This window comes from Sporosarcina sp. FSL K6-1522, assembly GCF_038622445.1.
Taxonomy (GTDB): Bacteria; Bacillota; Bacilli; order Bacillales_A; family Planococcaceae; genus Sporosarcina.
The window spans coordinates 4,301,218-4,317,558 of the sequence record NZ_CP152019.1; the positions used below are offsets into that span (position 1 = coordinate 4,301,218).

General features: G+C 44.2%; 15 protein-coding genes. 3 read left to right on the forward strand and 12 right to left on the reverse strand.

Translation table 11 applies throughout. The annotated features are described in order from the left end of the window. Positions 1-11 precede the first annotated feature (11 nt). The 11 genes from MKY34_RS21435 to MKY34_RS21485 all read right to left on the reverse strand — a co-directional run bounded on the left by MKY34_RS21435 (position 12) and on the right by MKY34_RS21485 (position 10,964). Positions 12-1,064: a DctP family TRAP transporter solute-binding subunit gene (locus MKY34_RS21435; RefSeq protein WP_342513130.1), complete on the reverse strand. Its 1,053-nt coding sequence runs from the start codon at positions 1,062-1,064 to the stop codon at positions 12-14. A gap of 22 nt (positions 1,065-1,086) precedes the next feature. After that, positions 1,087-2,397 carry a (Fe-S)-binding protein gene (locus tag MKY34_RS21440; protein WP_342513131.1) on the reverse strand — a complete coding sequence of 437 codons (1,311 nt, stop codon included), beginning with the start codon at positions 2,395-2,397 and terminating at the stop codon, positions 1,087-1,089. Further along, the gene (locus MKY34_RS21445) at positions 2,390-3,802 is read right to left on the reverse strand and encodes an FAD-linked oxidase C-terminal domain-containing protein (protein WP_342513132.1); all 1,413 of its coding nucleotides are present in this window, start codon (positions 3,800-3,802) and stop codon (positions 2,390-2,392) included. The genes MKY34_RS21440 and MKY34_RS21445 overlap by 8 nt, the downstream gene beginning before the upstream one ends. 159 nt (positions 3,803-3,961) lie before the next feature. Next, on the reverse strand, positions 3,962-5,074 hold the full coding sequence (locus MKY34_RS21450; protein ID WP_342513133.1) for a sugar diacid recognition domain-containing protein: 1,113 nt from the start codon (positions 5,072-5,074) through the stop codon (positions 3,962-3,964). A 390-nt stretch (positions 5,075-5,464) separates the two neighbouring features. Beyond that, entirely contained in the window at positions 5,465-5,611 is a 147-nt protein-coding gene (locus MKY34_RS21455) for a hypothetical protein (protein WP_342513134.1), read from the reverse strand. A 42-nt stretch (positions 5,612-5,653) separates the two neighbouring features. Beyond that, complete coding sequence (locus MKY34_RS21460; RefSeq protein ID WP_342513135.1) at positions 5,654-6,775, reverse strand: polysaccharide deacetylase family protein; 1,122 nt, start codon at positions 6,773-6,775, stop codon at positions 5,654-5,656. Positions 6,776-6,876: 101 nt separating this feature from the next. Continuing rightward, the gene (locus MKY34_RS21465) at positions 6,877-7,491 is read right to left on the reverse strand and encodes an exonuclease domain-containing protein (RefSeq protein ID WP_342513136.1); all 615 of its coding nucleotides are present in this window, start codon (positions 7,489-7,491) and stop codon (positions 6,877-6,879) included. A gap of 148 nt (positions 7,492-7,639) precedes the next feature. Further along, the gene (locus MKY34_RS21470) at positions 7,640-8,938 is read right to left on the reverse strand and encodes an efflux RND transporter periplasmic adaptor subunit (protein ID WP_342513137.1); all 1,299 of its coding nucleotides are present in this window, start codon (positions 8,936-8,938) and stop codon (positions 7,640-7,642) included. Then, positions 8,931-9,626 (reverse strand): hypothetical protein, encoded by a 696-nt coding sequence (locus MKY34_RS21475; protein ID WP_342513138.1) that lies wholly within the window; start codon positions 9,624-9,626, stop codon positions 8,931-8,933. Before MKY34_RS21475 ends, MKY34_RS21470 begins: the two co-directional genes overlap by 8 nt. 458 nt (positions 9,627-10,084) lie before the next feature. Beyond that, complete coding sequence (locus MKY34_RS21480) at positions 10,085-10,528, reverse strand: transcriptional regulator (RefSeq protein WP_342513139.1); 444 nt, start codon at positions 10,526-10,528, stop codon at positions 10,085-10,087. Positions 10,529-10,601: 73 nt separating this feature from the next. After that, positions 10,602-10,964 carry a hypothetical protein gene (locus MKY34_RS21485; RefSeq protein ID WP_342513140.1) on the reverse strand — a complete coding sequence of 121 codons (363 nt, stop codon included), beginning with the start codon at positions 10,962-10,964 and terminating at the stop codon, positions 10,602-10,604. A 194-nt stretch (positions 10,965-11,158) separates the two neighbouring features. Between MKY34_RS21485 and MKY34_RS21490 the strand changes: the two genes are divergently transcribed. The 3 genes from MKY34_RS21490 to MKY34_RS21500 all read left to right on the forward strand — a co-directional run bounded on the left by MKY34_RS21490 (position 11,159) and on the right by MKY34_RS21500 (position 15,992). Then, entirely contained in the window at positions 11,159-11,608 is a 450-nt protein-coding gene (locus MKY34_RS21490) for a helix-turn-helix transcriptional regulator (RefSeq protein WP_342513141.1), read from the forward strand. Positions 11,609-11,676: 68 nt separating this feature from the next. Continuing rightward, a complete protein-coding gene (locus MKY34_RS21495) occupies positions 11,677-13,257 on the forward strand; it encodes a hypothetical protein (RefSeq protein WP_342513142.1) in 1,581 nt (526 codons plus the stop codon). Beyond that, the gene (locus MKY34_RS21500) at positions 13,254-15,992 is read left to right on the forward strand and encodes a DEAD/DEAH box helicase (RefSeq protein WP_342513143.1); all 2,739 of its coding nucleotides are present in this window, start codon (positions 13,254-13,256) and stop codon (positions 15,990-15,992) included. Before MKY34_RS21495 ends, MKY34_RS21500 begins: the two co-directional genes overlap by 4 nt. A 101-nt stretch (positions 15,993-16,093) precedes the next feature. On the opposite strand, the gene MKY34_RS21505 is transcribed toward MKY34_RS21500, so the two are convergent. Continuing rightward, positions 16,094-16,258: a hypothetical protein gene (locus tag MKY34_RS21505; protein WP_342513144.1), complete on the reverse strand. Its 165-nt coding sequence runs from the start codon at positions 16,256-16,258 to the stop codon at positions 16,094-16,096. Positions 16,259-16,341: the final 83 nt, after the last annotated feature.

Genomic DNA, 16,341 nt, shown 5'->3' on the forward strand with positions numbered 1-16,341 from the left:
TCCCCCCGCTATTATTGATCCTGGAATGCTTTCAGCAAATCCTCGCCCCAAATGTCTTTGTATTTGTCGTAAACAGGTTGAACCTTTTCTGTAAATGTAGCCAATTCTGCTTCTGTTGGCTCATAAAACTGCATACCAGTCGCTTTCAACTCTTCAATCTGCTGTGCTTCTTTTTCACGTGCAAGCTCTACTTGATAAGCCGCTGCTTCTTTGCCAAGTTTCGTAAACAACGCTTGGTCCTCTTCGCTCATTGAATCGAGAAGCTTTTTATTGATGCCCAAGACAAGTGGGTCATACGAATAGTTCCACATCGTAATGTAATCTTGTACTTCATTTAGTTTCGATGAATGGATAACGTCAATCGGATTCTCTTGTCCATTAATCGTTCCTTGTTGAAGGGATGTGAACACTTCAGAGAATGTCATTGTCGTTGGATCTGCGCCTAGCTCACGGTACAAATCGGTATACATCGTAATGCCTGGAATACGAATTTTCAGTCCTTTTAAATCGTCTGGCGATTTGATTTCATGCTTGCTGTTGGTAATTTGACGGAAGCCATTTTCCCCATATCCTAACGCCTGAACACCTTTTTCTTGTAAAATTTCAGTGATGGCTTCTCCACCACTTCCACCAAATACTTTATCGACACCCTCCGTATCTTTAAACAAGAATGGTGCACTCGCAACGCCAAGACGTGGATCTAAAATCGAATAAATGATTGTCGAGTGGAAACTCAAATCCGTCGACCCTTTCGCCAGAAGCTCTACGCCTTTTCCAGAATCGCCACCAGATAACTGCTCATTCGGGAATAAATCAATCGTAATCCGACCGTCCGTTTCCTCTTTCATATCATTCGCTAGCTTTTCAGCCGCCTGATACCAAGTCGACGAATCGTTAACCGTCACCGACATTTTCAGCTTATAGGACTTATCATCCCCGCCTTTATCTGCACCATCAGAACCGCCGGAATCCCCAGTACCGCCACCTCCCGAACTACAAGCCCCTAACAATAACATTGCTGATAATCCAAGTGCTCCCAAAGACCATGCTCTTTTTTTCCCCATTCAATATCCCTCCAATTATGTGTTAACGTACCTTTTCATACATAAAATCAACCAAATGTAGCGCACGCGTTGTCGCTGAAAGACCTTCGCGCTCAATGCCGACTTTCATCTGCAACAAGCAACCCGGATTCGTCGTAATAATTGTACTCGCTTGAACTCCTTTCACTTCCATCATTTTCGACGCTAGAATACGAGACGCCATTTCTGGTTGAAGTACATTATAAATACCGGCGGAACCACAACAAAGATCCGCACCGGGTAATTCCACAAATGTACAATCCTTTACTGCTTTCAAAATGTCACGCGGTGGCTCTTTCACCCCGTTCACATTGCGCAAATGACAGGAATCCTGATAAGTCACAAGTTCAGTAGATGCAGTAGCAGGCAAACTTTCCAAGTACGCCACAGCTCCTAACTTCACAAGCAATGACGAGATATCAATCTGCTTCGCTGTAAATTGCTGTGCTTTCGTCGCTAACACCGGATCCTGTTCAAGCAATTGATCATATTCTGCCAAAAATGCACCACAACCGCCCGCATTATTGACAATAAAATCAACACCCACAACATCAAAGGCTGCTAAATTAGACCGCGCATTGCGCCTCGCCTTGTCCAACTCTCCGCTATGACCATGTAACGCCCCACAACATTGCTGCCCCTTCGGAATGACCACCTCACAGCCAAACTTCTCCAGCAACTCAATGGTACGGCGGTTCGTTTCTTGAAAGAGCGTGTCCATTAAACAACCCGCAAAAAATGCCACCTTGACCTGTACTTGCGCCTTGTCCATCGACGGACGTGAACGCTTCGCCGGCTCCGGTAAAATCTGCTCCATCTCTTTCATAAACGGCGGAAACAACTCTAAAAACCCAATCTTGCGTACCACTTTTTGCAACCCCGATTTTTGATAAAACGTCACCAAGTTCACCGCTGTTTTCATCTTGCGCTGATCCGCAAATAAATGCTCAAAGGCCCCTTTGCGAACAATACGCTCTTTCAATGATTGCTTTTTCACTGACTGAATCGCTTCACGTGTTTCTTCTATTAAAATGCCGTACTGCACACCTGCCGGACAAGCCGGCTCGCAAGCACGGCAACCGAGGCATAAATCGAACGCTTCTTCAATGGAACCATCCCATGCAATCGTTCCATCTCGAACCGCCTTCATCAACGCAATCCGTCCGCGCGGTGACTGTGTTTCATCCTGATCGGAGTGAATATATGTCGGACATGCAGGAAGGCAAAATCCACAACGCATACAATCCATTAAACGGTTGTCATCGACATGGGTTACAAATGCTTGGCGGATGTCTGCTGTCTGCACGCTAGCCATGCTGCACCACAACTCTCTTCTTCGTATCCTTCGCAAAGATTTTGCCCGGATTCATAATCTGTAACGGGTCCACAGCTTTCTTGATATTGCGCATTACTTCCATACCAGCTGCCCCGACTTTCCACTCCAAATAAGGCGATTTCATTTCTCCAACACCATGCTCACCTGTAATCGTGCCACCTAGCTGAATCGCGTGTTCAAATATTTCACTAAACGCAGCTTCTACCCGCAGCATCTCTTCCTGATCACGCGCATCTGTTAAACAAGTTGGATGCAAATTGCCGTCCCCAGCATGGCCAAATGTGCAAATGACCAAGTCATACTTGTCCGCAATTTGTTGAATGGCTTTTACCATGTTGGCAATCTCAGACCGTGGCACTGTCGCATCCTCTAAAATCGTCGTCGGTCGTTTACGCGCAAGAGCCGATAATGCCGACCTTCGCCCGATGCGTAATTGCTCCGCTTCCACTTCTGTTTGCGCATGTTGTGTGGACGTTGCCCCTTGTTCCATACAAAGCTGATGCATAAGCGCCATGTCCTTTTCTACGATGAGCGGATCCCCATCTTGCTCAATCAGTAGCATCGCCTCACAATCTGTCGGCAGTCCGATATTCATAAAATCCTCAACGGTTTCAATCGTCCCTTTATCCATAAACTCCAATGTTGTCGGGATAATCTTTGCAGCAATAATAGACGACACCGCCTCGGCTGCCTCCTCCAAATGATTGTAAAAGGCAAGCAGCGTTTGCTTCGATGCGGGCGCAGGTATAAGCGATAAAGTAATTTCCGTAATGACACCTAACGTCCCTTCAGAACCGACATACAAACTAGTCAAATCATAACCCGCTACATCCTTTGCCAGCTTGCCGCCTGTTTTCAATAGCTCGCCATTCGGCAACACAATGGTTAGCCCTTTGACATAGTCACGCGTCACCCCATATTTCAATCCTCTTAGACCACCTGAATTTTCACTGACATTGCCACCGATTGTGGAAATATTCATGGAGCTCGGATCTGGCGGATAAAACAATCCCTTTGGCTCCACAAGTGCATTGATTTCACTTGTGATCATGCCTGGCTGAACCGTAATGGTCAGATTGCCTTCATCCAACTCTAGCAACTGATTCATACGATTGAATAACAACACGACACCACCAGCTGTCGGTACCGTTCCCGCCGCCAAATTCGTTCCAGACCCGCGTGAAATAATTGGAATGCGATGTGTGGCACACACTTTGACAATGGCTTGAATGTCCTCCGTCGATCCCGGTGACAAGATGACATCTGGCATCGCTTGGAAATTGGGCGTTGCATCATAGGAATAGGCTAATTTTTGTGCCGCTGTCGTTTTCGCATACTGACTGCCCGTAATGGCAACTAACTGTTCAAGAATTTTCGTCTCCATTTGCCAACCTGCCTCCCCTGTTCGGTGCGTCTAAACCTATTCTAATATTCTGATTGTTAAGAAGATATAGTCACACAAACAACATTTCAACGTACTTCTAGCATTTTTCTTGTGCATACATACAAAAAGAGCATCCGAAATGGACACTCTTTTTGGGTATTATACTAGTGCTGAAGACTCGTCGATAAATAACAAACCCAGGTAAATTAGGAAAACATCTTGAATATTCGAGACAGAAAGACCGGTTAATTGCTCCACTTTCTGCAGGCGATAAGACAGCGTGTTTTTATGTATATGCAATTTCTGCGCCGTATTTTGCATCGATTGATTTTCCGCAAACCAGACGCGCAAATTATGTAAAAGCTCTGCTTCTTCTTGAAGTGGCGCAATCGTTCGCTGCACGAATTCTTCGCGCACACTTTTCGGTAGACTATGCAACAGCAGGTCAAAGCGCAATTCATGTTCAAAAACAATGCGCCGCAATTTTTTTGACACTTCCGTTGCTCGCTCCGCCTGGTTAAACGACTTCGTCAATTCATTGAAAGACATCGCCTCCCCAATGCCAGCTGCCGCATCGATTTTCATGCGCCGCTTCACATGCAACAACACATGCTCCAACTCCGTCTTCAGCACATTCTGATCCATTTCGGGCAATAAAATCAGAATCTTCCCCTGCCCCCAACGAATCATTTTAACTAACGGATGCAGATTTTGTAGTGACAATAACTCCGTCACTTGCTGAATCGTAAATTGCTTCGTATCATCCAGCGCCTCTATAAGCGTCACCTGCTTATACAACTCCACGTCAATGCCCAAAATCGCTGCGCGTTCAAGAAAACGCCCATCCTTCGTCACCGACGTCAGCCAGTCAAAAACAAAAAACTCCAGCTCCCGAACCTTCTCCTCTTCAACCTTCCGTTTCAGCGCATCCTGTATAAACAGCTCAACCACCCGTAAAATAAGCAACGCTTGCGGTTGAATCTTCTCCGGCTCACCCGTTATGCCTAACACAGCAATCGGCTCCCCTTCAATAATAATCGGTAGCACAATTCCTTTTCGAACCCCTCGCAAACTCGCCATTTCCTTATCCGTCATATGGATAATCCGCTCTTCCCGTAGACTAATCAACGCGCCTTCATGAAACTGATTAATGCGCTCCGAATCCGTACTCGCCTGAATAAACCCACGCCGATCCGTTAAAAGAATCTGCTCCCGAATCAGTCGAGACAGTTCATCCACAATTTCATGCCCTAACCGATCAAACTGGAACATTTTGAAAACCCCCATCGTTGAATATACCCCACTTTAACGGAATTGACGGAAAGTTTCAACAGTTCAAAGACACAAGGACGCACTAGGTATGCACGCTTCGACAGCCACTTTGCGCGGTCTCACACTAACTTTGCGCGCTTACGCTGCCACTTTGCGCGGTCCCACACTAACTTTGCGCGCTTCGACAGCCACTTTGCGCGGTCTCACACTAACTTTGCGCGCTTACGCTGCCACTTTGCGCGGTCTCACACTAACTATGCGCGCTTCGACTGCCACTTTGCGCGGTCCCACACTAACTATGCGCGCTTACGCTGCCACTTTGCGCGGTCTCACACTAACTTTGCGCGCTTCGACTGCCACTTTGCGCGGTCCCACACTAACTTTGCGCGCTTACGCTGCCACTTTGCGCGGTCCCACACTAACTTTGCGCGCTTCGACTGCCACTTTGCGCGGTCTCACACTAACTTTGCGCGCTTCCGCAACCACTTTGCGCGGTCCCACACTAACTTTGCGCGCTTCCGCTGCCACTTTACACACAAAATCCCCACAAAAAAACACCTACAATGAGGCGTTTTTTCATTACAACGTCGTATCATATAGAAAATTTCGGATAACATGATGCTCAGGTTCGTACGTCTTCAGGGTATAGCCTTCTTTTTGCAGCCATTCAATAATCGCTGGCAGCGCTTTTGTCGTTGGGCCTTGATCATGGAGCAAAATGATAATATCCCGATTGCCGGATTTGTAGGATTGCTGAACACCATTCCGAACGTTTTTCACAATTTCTCCCACTTGCTGATCTGTATAGCGCCAGTCATTTGAGTCCACATGCCAATCCCACATTTTATAGCCATTGACATTCAATTGTCTTTTCATTGCAGGCGTTACATGTGGTTTGCTGCCGTAAGGAACCCTCAGCAATTTTGCCTCGTTTCCTGTTATTTGCTGAATGAGTTGTGTTCCTTCATTCATTTCCTCAATAAATGTTTCGGGGGATTCGTATACTTTCTTCACATCATGCGTCATACTATGCGTGCCAATATAATGCCCGGCATCAGCTACTGTGCGAACAATGTCTTCATTTTTCTTCATATGCTTGCCAAGAAAGAAAAAGGTACCTTGCACTTGATATTTTTTCAACGTACTAACATTAGCCCTTGTATAACGATTCGGCCCATCGTCAAACGTTAAATAGACAGTCGCTTTTGGCACTTGGGGCTTCACTACCAAAGCTTGGATATGCTTCTCATAAGCGATAGAACCCATATGCTCATAGTCATCACGGTAAATACGCAATGTATTCACAGTCGGCATCGCATCAATCTTGAATCCCGTCGCCTCCGCAAAATACGTCACGCTTATGAATAAATTGCCGTCAATATCGAGAATCGGCGAACCACTTGCTTCGACGCCCGCTTTCGATGTTCGCTGCGATTTGAGCTGATAAACGATTTCAGAACCTCGTTTTTGAATACGGAGCTTGCCCTTACTAACATCCATTTTCGCGTCCATATACGTGATAAATTCATTTAAAGGAACCTTTACATCGCCATCGATTATACGGATATCGGTAATCGGTAACAATCGATCATGAAGCCCAATATGCTGAGTTGGCTGTACCTCCGCCGCTTCACCTGTTGCTACGCCAAAAAGCAAACTGCCCAGCAATGCCATACAAATCATCCATAATTTTTTTCTCATTCAAAATCGCCTCATTTCCGCTCGATGGTCTCCTTCAAGGTATATGATAGCGAAGAACAAAAAATCCTTGTCGGCAAAATTTTAGACCGCACTGAATCCAATTAACCCAGTTTGCGCATACAGTATTGATAAATCTCTGCAGTTACCAAACAATCACCAATTGCATCATGCGCATCATGTTCCAACTGTAAATAGTTCGTCAACGTCACCAATTTATGATTCGGCGTCTCCGTAATGACTTTCCGCGCAAGCTTCATCGTATCAATCACAATCAATTCAGGAATATGAACACCTTTAATACGTTCCAGTGCATACAAAAACCCCATATCGAAGGAAGCATTGTGAGCGATAACCGGCAAATCACCAATAAATGCAAGAAGCTCCTCGATTTTCTCGTCAATCGTTGGCGCTGCTTGAACCATCTCATTTGAAATACCTGTTAGCTGTGTAACGGAAAGCGGAATATAGCGATGCGGATTAATGAATGTACTTAGTATGTCCGTCTGTTCATGTTTTACATATTTAATGGCGCCAATTTGAATAATTTGATCGGCACCTGCTCGAAATCCCGTCGTTTCAAAATCGAGCACAACGTAATCCTGCACATATGTAGAGGATGCCCGATACTTTTTGTCCTTCGCGGCTCTTCTCGCTCCCCAATTTTGTTGCAATGGCTTATGATAAAGCAGTTCTTTTACTTTCGTCTGCATATCCATTTAGGTACACTTCCTTTTCATAGAAATTGCGATTGTTTTTAAGCTTCTTACTCCCCTTAATACCCGTTTTCCCCAAGACTAATCTGACGGTTTTTGAACAGTTGATCTATAACAAAAGACCTCCACATTTTTTTGTGGAGGCCTCCATTTATTTTACAAGCATATATTTCACATAATTTTTCCAACCGAAGGCACGCCATTGTTCTTTTGCCGGCATACCTGATGGCAAGGATAAAAACACTCTTGGCGCATATTCATATTCCTTGAATGCAGGTGCATAGACCGCGATATCTCCGCGTTGAAGTCCTTCCGTAACAATCGCACGATCCTTCAAAGTGAATGGCGTCACGATATCGACTTTCGAAGCCAATCCTTTGTTGTCAATCTTCCACGTAAAGGCTGTTTTCTCTTCAAAATCCTGTAGCCATTTTTCTTTGACAGAAGTTGCCTCTAATGCCTCATCCACAATGATATCTGCTTTGACATTTGTTCCAAAGGGCACCGATTCCAACGTAGTTTCAGGTGAGACACGCACTTCGTAATAAGCAAGTGGATTCTTTACTTTTTCATTATCAAACGCTTTATATGCATTGAACCAGTCATTGTCCGTTGCGGGCATCGTCGATACTGCTGACACAGTCCCTTTCGCTTTTGGTTCAACACCTTCTCCCTTCACCAACACCCGGTTTCCTGCAACAATTTGTTGCCATTCGTGATTTTTGGCATAGGTCACAATGTCTTTTTGTGAACTGTAGATGTCAACTGCAAGTGTAGAGCCACGGCGTACCACATCCGAAACAACCCCTTCTACTGGGCTAACGAGCGCGGGATGTGATGGGTTTTGAGATAACTGTGTATCAATGACAATTAGCTGCCGCTCCAAATCTGCGAGTTCACGTTCAGCTGCGGATATCGCTTGTGCAAACGCACCTTCTTCCTTAATATCCACTTCAACATCAACATTAAAGCCTACCGCTACCTTCGTATCTGCATCATTTTTACCGAGCGTATCTTTTCGATTCGTATTCGCAGTACTAGCAGACTTCATTTTTCTCAACTGTGATTCAAGGTCCGCAATCACTCTTCGTGCCGAGGACTGCTGCTGTAGAATCGCTTCTCGTTCCGCTCTCCAAACAGCCAATTGTCCTTCTGCTTGTTCAGTTTGCAAACTGGCAAGCTCTTGACCAATGATCACTTGATCGCCTTCCTTGACCAACCATGAATCGACAACATCCTCATTGCCAACATACACCGTATACGTTTCTGCAGGTGCAACAAAGCCTTCTTTAGCAATTTTCTCGCGGTAATTGCCGCTAGTCATACGCTCATGATCCTTGACATATACTGACTTCGGAATCACACTCTTGTCCGAAAATATCAAGTACAAATTCACGGTTAGACACGCAATAACGGCGATACCAATCGCAATGTTCATTACCTTATTCATGCCCAACACCTCCTCCTAAAACAACTCGGAATAAGTCTTCTATCGGGATGAATCCAATCGCTGCTGTAATCAATGCCATCGACATATGAATAATGAGCAAAGCGCCAAAAATACCTTTCCAACTCTTAATGCCTGTATACGAACGGATAAATTTAAATTGCAATGCAATGATAACCGCTGTCGTCAACGTTAATTGATTGAGAAAAACCGTGATATACGAATAATCGAGAAATGTAATGGCCAATGGCCCAAGTGATAGAAACGACACATTTACTGTCGCTCCTTTAATCGCAAACACCGCAAAAACAAGCGCCTTTTCCATCAATAAAAGACCTGTCGTTAGCAATTGTAAAGGGATGATTTTTTTGTATGGGATACCCATCACCATGCTAAGAATGTACGCAATTCCAAAAATATGAAAGGACATATAAATAATTGCCCATATCCCCGCTCCAACAAGGGAGGTATAACGCGCAATTATGTAATCAGCAGTCGTCTTAGTTGTCAAAAGATGCGTCATGGATTCTGTGCCCATCCCCCATAAATCACGCATCGTAAATAACAAAATACCAATCAAAAAAACAAATAAGACGCGTTTTTTAAAGCCACGCATCGATGTTCTTTGCAGTTCCCCTGCTAATTGTTGTGGATTCGTCAAGTATTTCCAAAATTTAAAATCAAAAAACATAGCGTTAATCCCTTTCTAGTAACGATTGCTGAATAAGTCGTCAATTGTCTAGTATCGAAACCTCTCTATTTACTTTAGCAAAAACTATAGGATTTGCAATGTTTAGTAGGTGGATAACGAAAGAATTTCTTCCATTATAGGCTTTTTAGTGACCTTGCTAAGTAGATTAGCCTATTGTTTAAGAAGCCTCTCCTTTGTCTATCCTTTTACTGATATAACACTTTGCATGAAAAATATTTCTAACTTATTTCCCGGGAAATCGACAAAGGAGTGAATGTTTATGAACAAAGGAGAAAGTTATCGTATTACGTGGCAAGACTTACTATTTGGCGTGACGGGTTCCACAATTTTTGTGCTGGCACTTCACTTTTTTACAGCTTGAACGAATCGTTCAAAACCAAAAACACCTTTCGTTACAACTTCAACGTTAGGTGTTTTTTATGTTCTACTTTTCAATTTCACTGCAACCCTTCCGTCAAATCCCTAAACATCGCACGATCATTCGCTTCAAGTGCATAGTCAATCATACGTAATCGGTTTTCTGCCTCTAACTGCTCAATGAGTGACTCAGCCTCCAATACGACCACTTCTAACATCTCTGTCGCAATGTCCATCGTGCCCTCAAGAATAATCGTAAGGTGCATATGAAGGTCTGAAATGAGCAGAAGTTGGTAAAGCGGTAGTCGAATAAACCGGTTGCCTCTTTGGAAAACAAAGACTTCTCCAAGATTTTCAACTTGTAGACTTTTCATATTAATAACAATTTCCTTCCCTTCAGACGGGATAAATTGAAAAACTTCCCCTCCCTTGACGATGGAGAAATACTGATAAGCAAACACTAGACGTAGACGAAAATCTTCTTTACTCGTATAAAACGGCGTCATTCGTTGAACTGATAGCATTGTTCTCCCCTCCGCAATCGAATTTTCTGATTACTCTTATTCTATCACACTTGTGACGTTTTTGTGAACGCCATTATTTGGGGACAGTCGTCGTTTGTTTCGGTGGCCTTTCCATCACAAATGACATTTGATGGGGCATGAAATCCACATCCGATGAAGATAATAATTCATACACTTCACGATTCACATCACCCGTAGCACCTTCCTTCTTTCTAAAAGATAATCGATTGCGGATAAAATCAAATGACACTAAGTGTAACTGCGTCTTCCCAGATGCAATGGTGCCGAAATATAACTTACGTTCTTCATATGCGAACTTGATATCCCTATTCGGGCTTCTCGTCGCTGCAGAGAGTTGCATAACATATTCACGAAAGCGTTTATTTTTCATAATTTGAGACTCTAAATTTGGTATGTACAAAACAATCTTCTCCATTGCTTCATCCTTCCTCCAATCAAGTTCAAAAGTATTAGTTCCAACAAGTGAAAATACTACTATTTTTCTTACGATTTTTCTCATTTTTTTTACAAAAATCAACGATTTCAAAATTTAATTCAACGTTTTGTTAGTTTGGATAAAACTTTCGATGTCTTCATATACGGTTGTGAAAAAAATGGGGGGATATGACTATGCATTTCGGTACACAATTCAAGGAATATCGTGAAGAGTATTTACGCGTCAAACAATTTGAAGCAGCGCGCGAACTTAACATTGATCCCGCAGCATTATCGAACTATGAAAGAAGTGAACGCGGTTTCCCAATTGATTTACTCCCTACCGTGAAAGAAACCTTTAACATACCCGATGATTATTTTCTTGCTATGGTACTGGGGACTCCATTGAAGTTAGTAAGAGACACTACAGTGCTACAACCGATCAAGGCACAAGAAGTAAAAGCACAATATATGGATAGTTTCATTGATCGCCATCGACAGCTGTTCGAGGAAAATCCGGAACTGCGAGAACTCGTTGCACTCATATCTATTTTAACGGAAAAAGATCGACGAATTTTCCTTAATTCAAACAAGGCACTGCTCACATTATTTCATAAGCTCACAGAAAAACAGGAAACCGAATGACATCATTTTACGGACACTGCTACAAAGCGGTATAATGAAAGGAATGCTTTTTTTAAGGGAGTGATCCGATGACGATGACCGTTGAGCGTGTTTCCCATCTACACGCAACTAATATAAATGACTTTTTAAACACCATTAAGCATACTTTCCATCCTGGAGTGGATCATGAAGCGCTTGAAATACGGCGTGCTGTAGCACTTGTGCGCAACAACGCAGTCGATTCTTATGCGTATGCATCTGCCGAAGATGACATGACTGTAGCTGTGCAAGGCACTAAACCTGAACAGGTACACATTTCCTTTAAACGAATGAATGCAAACTGTACATGCGGCGCCGCTGACTGGTGCTCACACCGTGTAGCTGTCATCTTCCATCTCTATTTGCAATTCCACTCCTTGACGGATTGGCTCCATGAATGGCGACGCTCAGAAGCACAGCAAATGGCCTTATCCATTTCTGAACGTACGCCAACTGCATGGGATGACGTATTATCACGACTGACTGGACGACTTCGCACCATTGAATTCGCTGAAAACCCAGGCGTCTTTATACACGAATGTTCGCTAATTGAACAAAAGATGACTCCCCTTTTACCGTTTGAATATGAATGGAAGCCACTTTTTGGACTTTATTACCGCTTACATCTCTTAGATGCTGCATGGCCTTATATCACCACGCATCTCGATGGCGAATCCTCATCTTTCGTCCACGGTAAATGGTATTTGAAAAACTGGCTAACCGAACAACTCGATAAATTGAATGACAACGTTACGGCAATCGGTGCTAAACCGAAATTATTTGAAGCCGATGCATTTCACGAACATTTGAAAGACCTTGTTCGGAATTTTACGCTCAACAATTCTGGCCTCTTCAACAGCCGATTTCAGGTCTATCTTCTTTTTTGGCAACAACTATTCCCAAGTACTGCCGCGCGTGCCGTTGAGCAAGAACATCTGTCCACTGAAAATACGGAGGAAGCACGGCTTCTCATCGCACTTTTCCACCTGTTACAAGGCGACTATGATGAACTAGAACAAATGGCAAGCACTTTGACAGCGGATCATATCGAGATGTGGCTCCCACTCGCTGACCTAGCCGACAGCGACGAAGACATCGATGCTCTTGCTATTATTATGCAGGCGCTATTGCCCTTTACCGGGAACTACGTAAACGATAAAATCACAATCGCCAATCGCCCCGCATTTATCCGCAAAATGGATGGCTTATTAGAAGCAGCCGATTTTCCAGAGGATACACGTGAACGTTTATTTGCGTATTATGGAGAAGCAGGCATTGATGTCTATGCAGATTTCCTTGTTGAACGGGAGCGTTTTACAGAATGGGGAGCACTTATGCATCGCTACAGCATTTCTTATGATGAAGCGGAAGCTGGTGGATTAAAAGTGGCTTTGTCAAAAGATCCTGCCGCTGTTATGCCCCTTCTTCACACGTATGCCATGCGGTTTATTACGGAAAAAAATCGTTACAGTTATAGACGTGCCGTCAAACTCTTCAAAAAGATGAAGATGGGTTCGAAAAAAAGTGGGAAGATTGACTTTTGGAACTTGTACATTGATAAAGTGCGTGAAAAAAATCGCCGCCTTCGCGCATTGATGGAAGAAATGGAGAAAGGGAATCTAAACTTATGACTGCAACATTCACCTTGAATCGCCTTTTTCGTCTAGGAATCCATCTAACCGAGGATGGAACTTTTTCCATTACTGCCCAAGATGACAAAGGCCATACTGTCGATCCAGACTTGCTTGTATCCTTTCTGTTCTTCACCAACGAACAGGCACTTTACGGATTGCTTGCCACGACGGATAACGACTCTGTGCGCTTAAAAGTCAGTGAGCTACTCCAAGCCTTTATGCATCAGCATCCATATATTACTTTGGAAGGCATAACTGTACAAGACGAACAACAACTCATTGCTATTCGTGAGGCAGCCAATGCTTGGAGTGACCTCGAACTATGGCAGCATGCCACAATGGACGGCACAACCATCCAGTTCGATATTGAAAAAACCGGTATTTCTCCAGAGGCAGCCGCCATTATTAGCCATGCTGTCCATGAAAAACTCATTGCATCAGGCATTCATCCCGACCAGTTCCATGCACTCCTTCCTCATCTCCAGACATATGGATGGCCTGGTGAGTCGATTTCGACGCTCCCTGTTCGTGTCGCTTTCCGCTTAACCGAACCGGAACTTGAAGCTGATACCGAATGGCTCCTTGAAACAGTCATCGTCGGTGAACGCGGCGCACATTGGACACCTGCGGCTCGAAAATTGAATGCTGCAGTCGCCGATGCACTTCCCGTCAAATGGAAGCCCTATGCGACAGAGATTGTCCAAAAGCAATCCGAAATTACTTCCTTGCTCAGTTCAATCGATATTACTACGCCCGAAAGCTTTCTATCAATGGTCATGACTGATTTGGAAGTTCGAAATTTCATCAAAGATGATCTGCCATTACTGCAAACCTTTGGCTTCCCCGTCATCCTGCCAGCATGGCTAAAATCTGTCACGGAATCCAAAATGCGTATTCGCACGACAGCCGGTGTCCAAAACTATAATGCAACTACTGGACTTGATGAGGTCTTGTCCTTCGATTGGAATTTCTCACTCGCTGGCAACGACATTGACCGTGATACGTTTCGAAAACTTGTCGATGAAAATCGGGAATACATTCGATCAGGTGATGAATGGTTCCACATTGATCCTCTCTGGTTGCGTAAAATTCGCGATTTAATGGACCAAGCCGATAAGGGCGAATGGACCGTCAAAGATTTATTGCTACAAGAAATTCCAGAAGAAATCGTTCCACTTGACGATGACGATGATTCAGATGACCCATTCTTTGCCTTTACAATGCAGCAATCTCTTCGCGGCTATATGGAAATGTTGGCTGACAAAAAAGGGTTGCCGCCTGCGGGTATTCCAACGACTTTACAGGCTGAACTTCGTCCGTACCAAATGGATGGCTACAATTGGCTCGTCTTCTTACGTGACAATCAATTCGGTGCCTGCCTAGCAGATGATATGGGGCTCGGCAAAACCATTCAGCTCATCACGTACTTGCTGAATGTCCATGCACGCCCTGAAACGAGTGCACCGTCACTCATCGTCTGTCCAACCAGTGTCCTGGGCAACTGGCAAAAAGAAATTGAACGATTTGCACCATCACTAACCGTTCATACACATTACGGCCCTACGCGAGCCAAAGACGAAAACTTTATCGCACTTATCAACGAAACAAAGCCTGCTGTCATTTTAACGACTTATGGCACCGCTTCACAGGATGGTGAAATGCTAGCAGAAACCGAATTCGCAAGCATCACGCTCGATGAGGCACAAAACATTAAAAACATGCAAACTAAACAGTCCCGTGTCATTCGTAAACTACGCGGCAAACACCATATCGCATTAACGGGTACACCAATTGAAAACCGCCTCTCAGAACTATGGGCCATTTTCGACTTTATCCACAAAGGGTATTTTGGTAGCTTCCGCAAATTTACGGATAACTTCATCATCCCGATTGAACGAGATGATAGCGAGACCGATAAACGGAAGTTGCGGGCAAAAATCCGACCATTCCTGCTACGTCGGACGAAAAACGATCCAGATTTGCAGCTCAACTTACCGAAGAAATTGGAGCAAAATGAGTATTGTCCATTAACTGCTGAACAAGCTGCTTTATACGAAAGCTTCCTAGAAGAAACAAAGTTCAAGCTACAAACGTTGACTGGCTTTGAAAAGAAGGGCCTTATTTTGAAAATGCTTAGTCGGTTGAAGCAATTATGCAACCACCCTGCATTGTTCTTGAAAGAACCACATGTTCCTGCTGAAATGACCTTAGCTCGATCGGAAAAACTCGATCGGATTGTGTCAATGGCCGCAGATATTGCAGCGAATGATGAGCAATGTCTCATTTTCACGCAATACATCGGCATGGGACAGCTCATTCGCCAATGCCTATCTGAACTGCATAGCATTGACGTACCATTCTTAACGGGCAGTATGCCTAAAAACCAGCGGGACAGCCTTGTAGATGCTTTCCAGAAGAAAGAATTCCCCATCTTCATTCTGTCATTGAAAGCCGGCGGTACAGGCTTAAACTTAACCGGCGCCAACCATGTGTTACATGCGGATCGCTGGTGGAACCCAGCTGTAGAAAACCAAGCAACCGACCGCGCCTACCGGCTTGGGCAGACGAAATTTGTCCATGTCCATAAATTCGTGACAATCGGTACTATCGAAGAAAAAATTGATAAGATGCTCATGGAGAAGGCCGCATTATCTGAAGACCTAATCCAATCGAGCCAGTGGCTAACCGAATTATCCGATACAGAACTAAATGATTTATTGTCTTTTGGATAACAGGCGAGAGCCAGGCACCTGGAGTCCATGAACTCACTTATATAAATATGACCCCAGAATCGCTAGACGCTTCTGGGGTCATTTTCGTATACTTGCTGCCTTCACCATACATGCTCAGTCAAAGGTCTCTTATGCATAGCCGTGACCCTTTTTTTCTTCTCTGTTTCTTCAAGCCGATTTAGACGTTCATTTTGATTGGCCACAATACGAATCAGTTGTCCGATTTGCAATTCCATCCGTATGACATCCTTTTCCAATAGACTCATCTATACCATTTCCTCCTCTTTCCATTCCGCCTTCACGGAACCTAGTAGCAGAAGCGGTCTCCACAACTAGGCCCATTCGGCAG

What these genes read in the sequence shown, in the direction of transcription:
- MKY34_RS21435 (WP_342513130.1), bottom strand. Translation starts at nt 1,064, where the DNA reads ATGGGGAAAAAAAGAGCATGGTCTTTGGGAGCACTTGGATTATCAGCA.
- MKY34_RS21440 (WP_342513131.1), bottom strand. Translation starts at nt 2,397, where the DNA reads ATGGCTAGCGTGCAGACAGCAGACATCCGCCAAGCATTTGTAACCCAT.
- MKY34_RS21445 (WP_342513132.1), bottom strand. Translation starts at nt 3,802, where the DNA reads ATGGAGACGAAAATTCTTGAACAGTTAGTTGCCATTACGGGCAGTCAG.
- MKY34_RS21450 (WP_342513133.1), bottom strand. Translation starts at nt 5,074, where the DNA reads ATGTTCCAGTTTGATCGGTTAGGGCATGAAATTGTGGATGAACTGTCT.
- MKY34_RS21460 (WP_342513135.1), bottom strand. Translation starts at nt 6,775, where the DNA reads ATGAGAAAAAAATTATGGATGATTTGTATGGCATTGCTGGGCAGTTTG.
- MKY34_RS21465 (WP_342513136.1), bottom strand. Translation starts at nt 7,491, where the DNA reads ATGGATATGCAGACGAAAGTAAAAGAACTGCTTTATCATAAGCCATTG.
- MKY34_RS21470 (WP_342513137.1), bottom strand. Translation starts at nt 8,938, where the DNA reads ATGAATAAGGTAATGAACATTGCGATTGGTATCGCCGTTATTGCGTGT.
- MKY34_RS21475 (WP_342513138.1), bottom strand. Translation starts at nt 9,626, where the DNA reads ATGTTTTTTGATTTTAAATTTTGGAAATACTTGACGAATCCACAACAA.
- MKY34_RS21480 (WP_342513139.1), bottom strand. Translation starts at nt 10,528, where the DNA reads ATGCTATCAGTTCAACGAATGACGCCGTTTTATACGAGTAAAGAAGAT.
- MKY34_RS21485 (WP_342513140.1), bottom strand. Translation starts at nt 10,964, where the DNA reads ATGGAGAAGATTGTTTTGTACATACCAAATTTAGAGTCTCAAATTATG.
- MKY34_RS21490 (WP_342513141.1), top strand. Translation starts at nt 11,159, where the DNA reads ATGCATTTCGGTACACAATTCAAGGAATATCGTGAAGAGTATTTACGC.
- MKY34_RS21495 (WP_342513142.1), top strand. Translation starts at nt 11,677, where the DNA reads ATGACGATGACCGTTGAGCGTGTTTCCCATCTACACGCAACTAATATA.
- MKY34_RS21500 (WP_342513143.1), top strand. Translation starts at nt 13,254, where the DNA reads ATGACTGCAACATTCACCTTGAATCGCCTTTTTCGTCTAGGAATCCAT.
- MKY34_RS21505 (WP_342513144.1), bottom strand. Translation starts at nt 16,258, where the DNA reads ATGAGTCTATTGGAAAAGGATGTCATACGGATGGAATTGCAAATCGGA.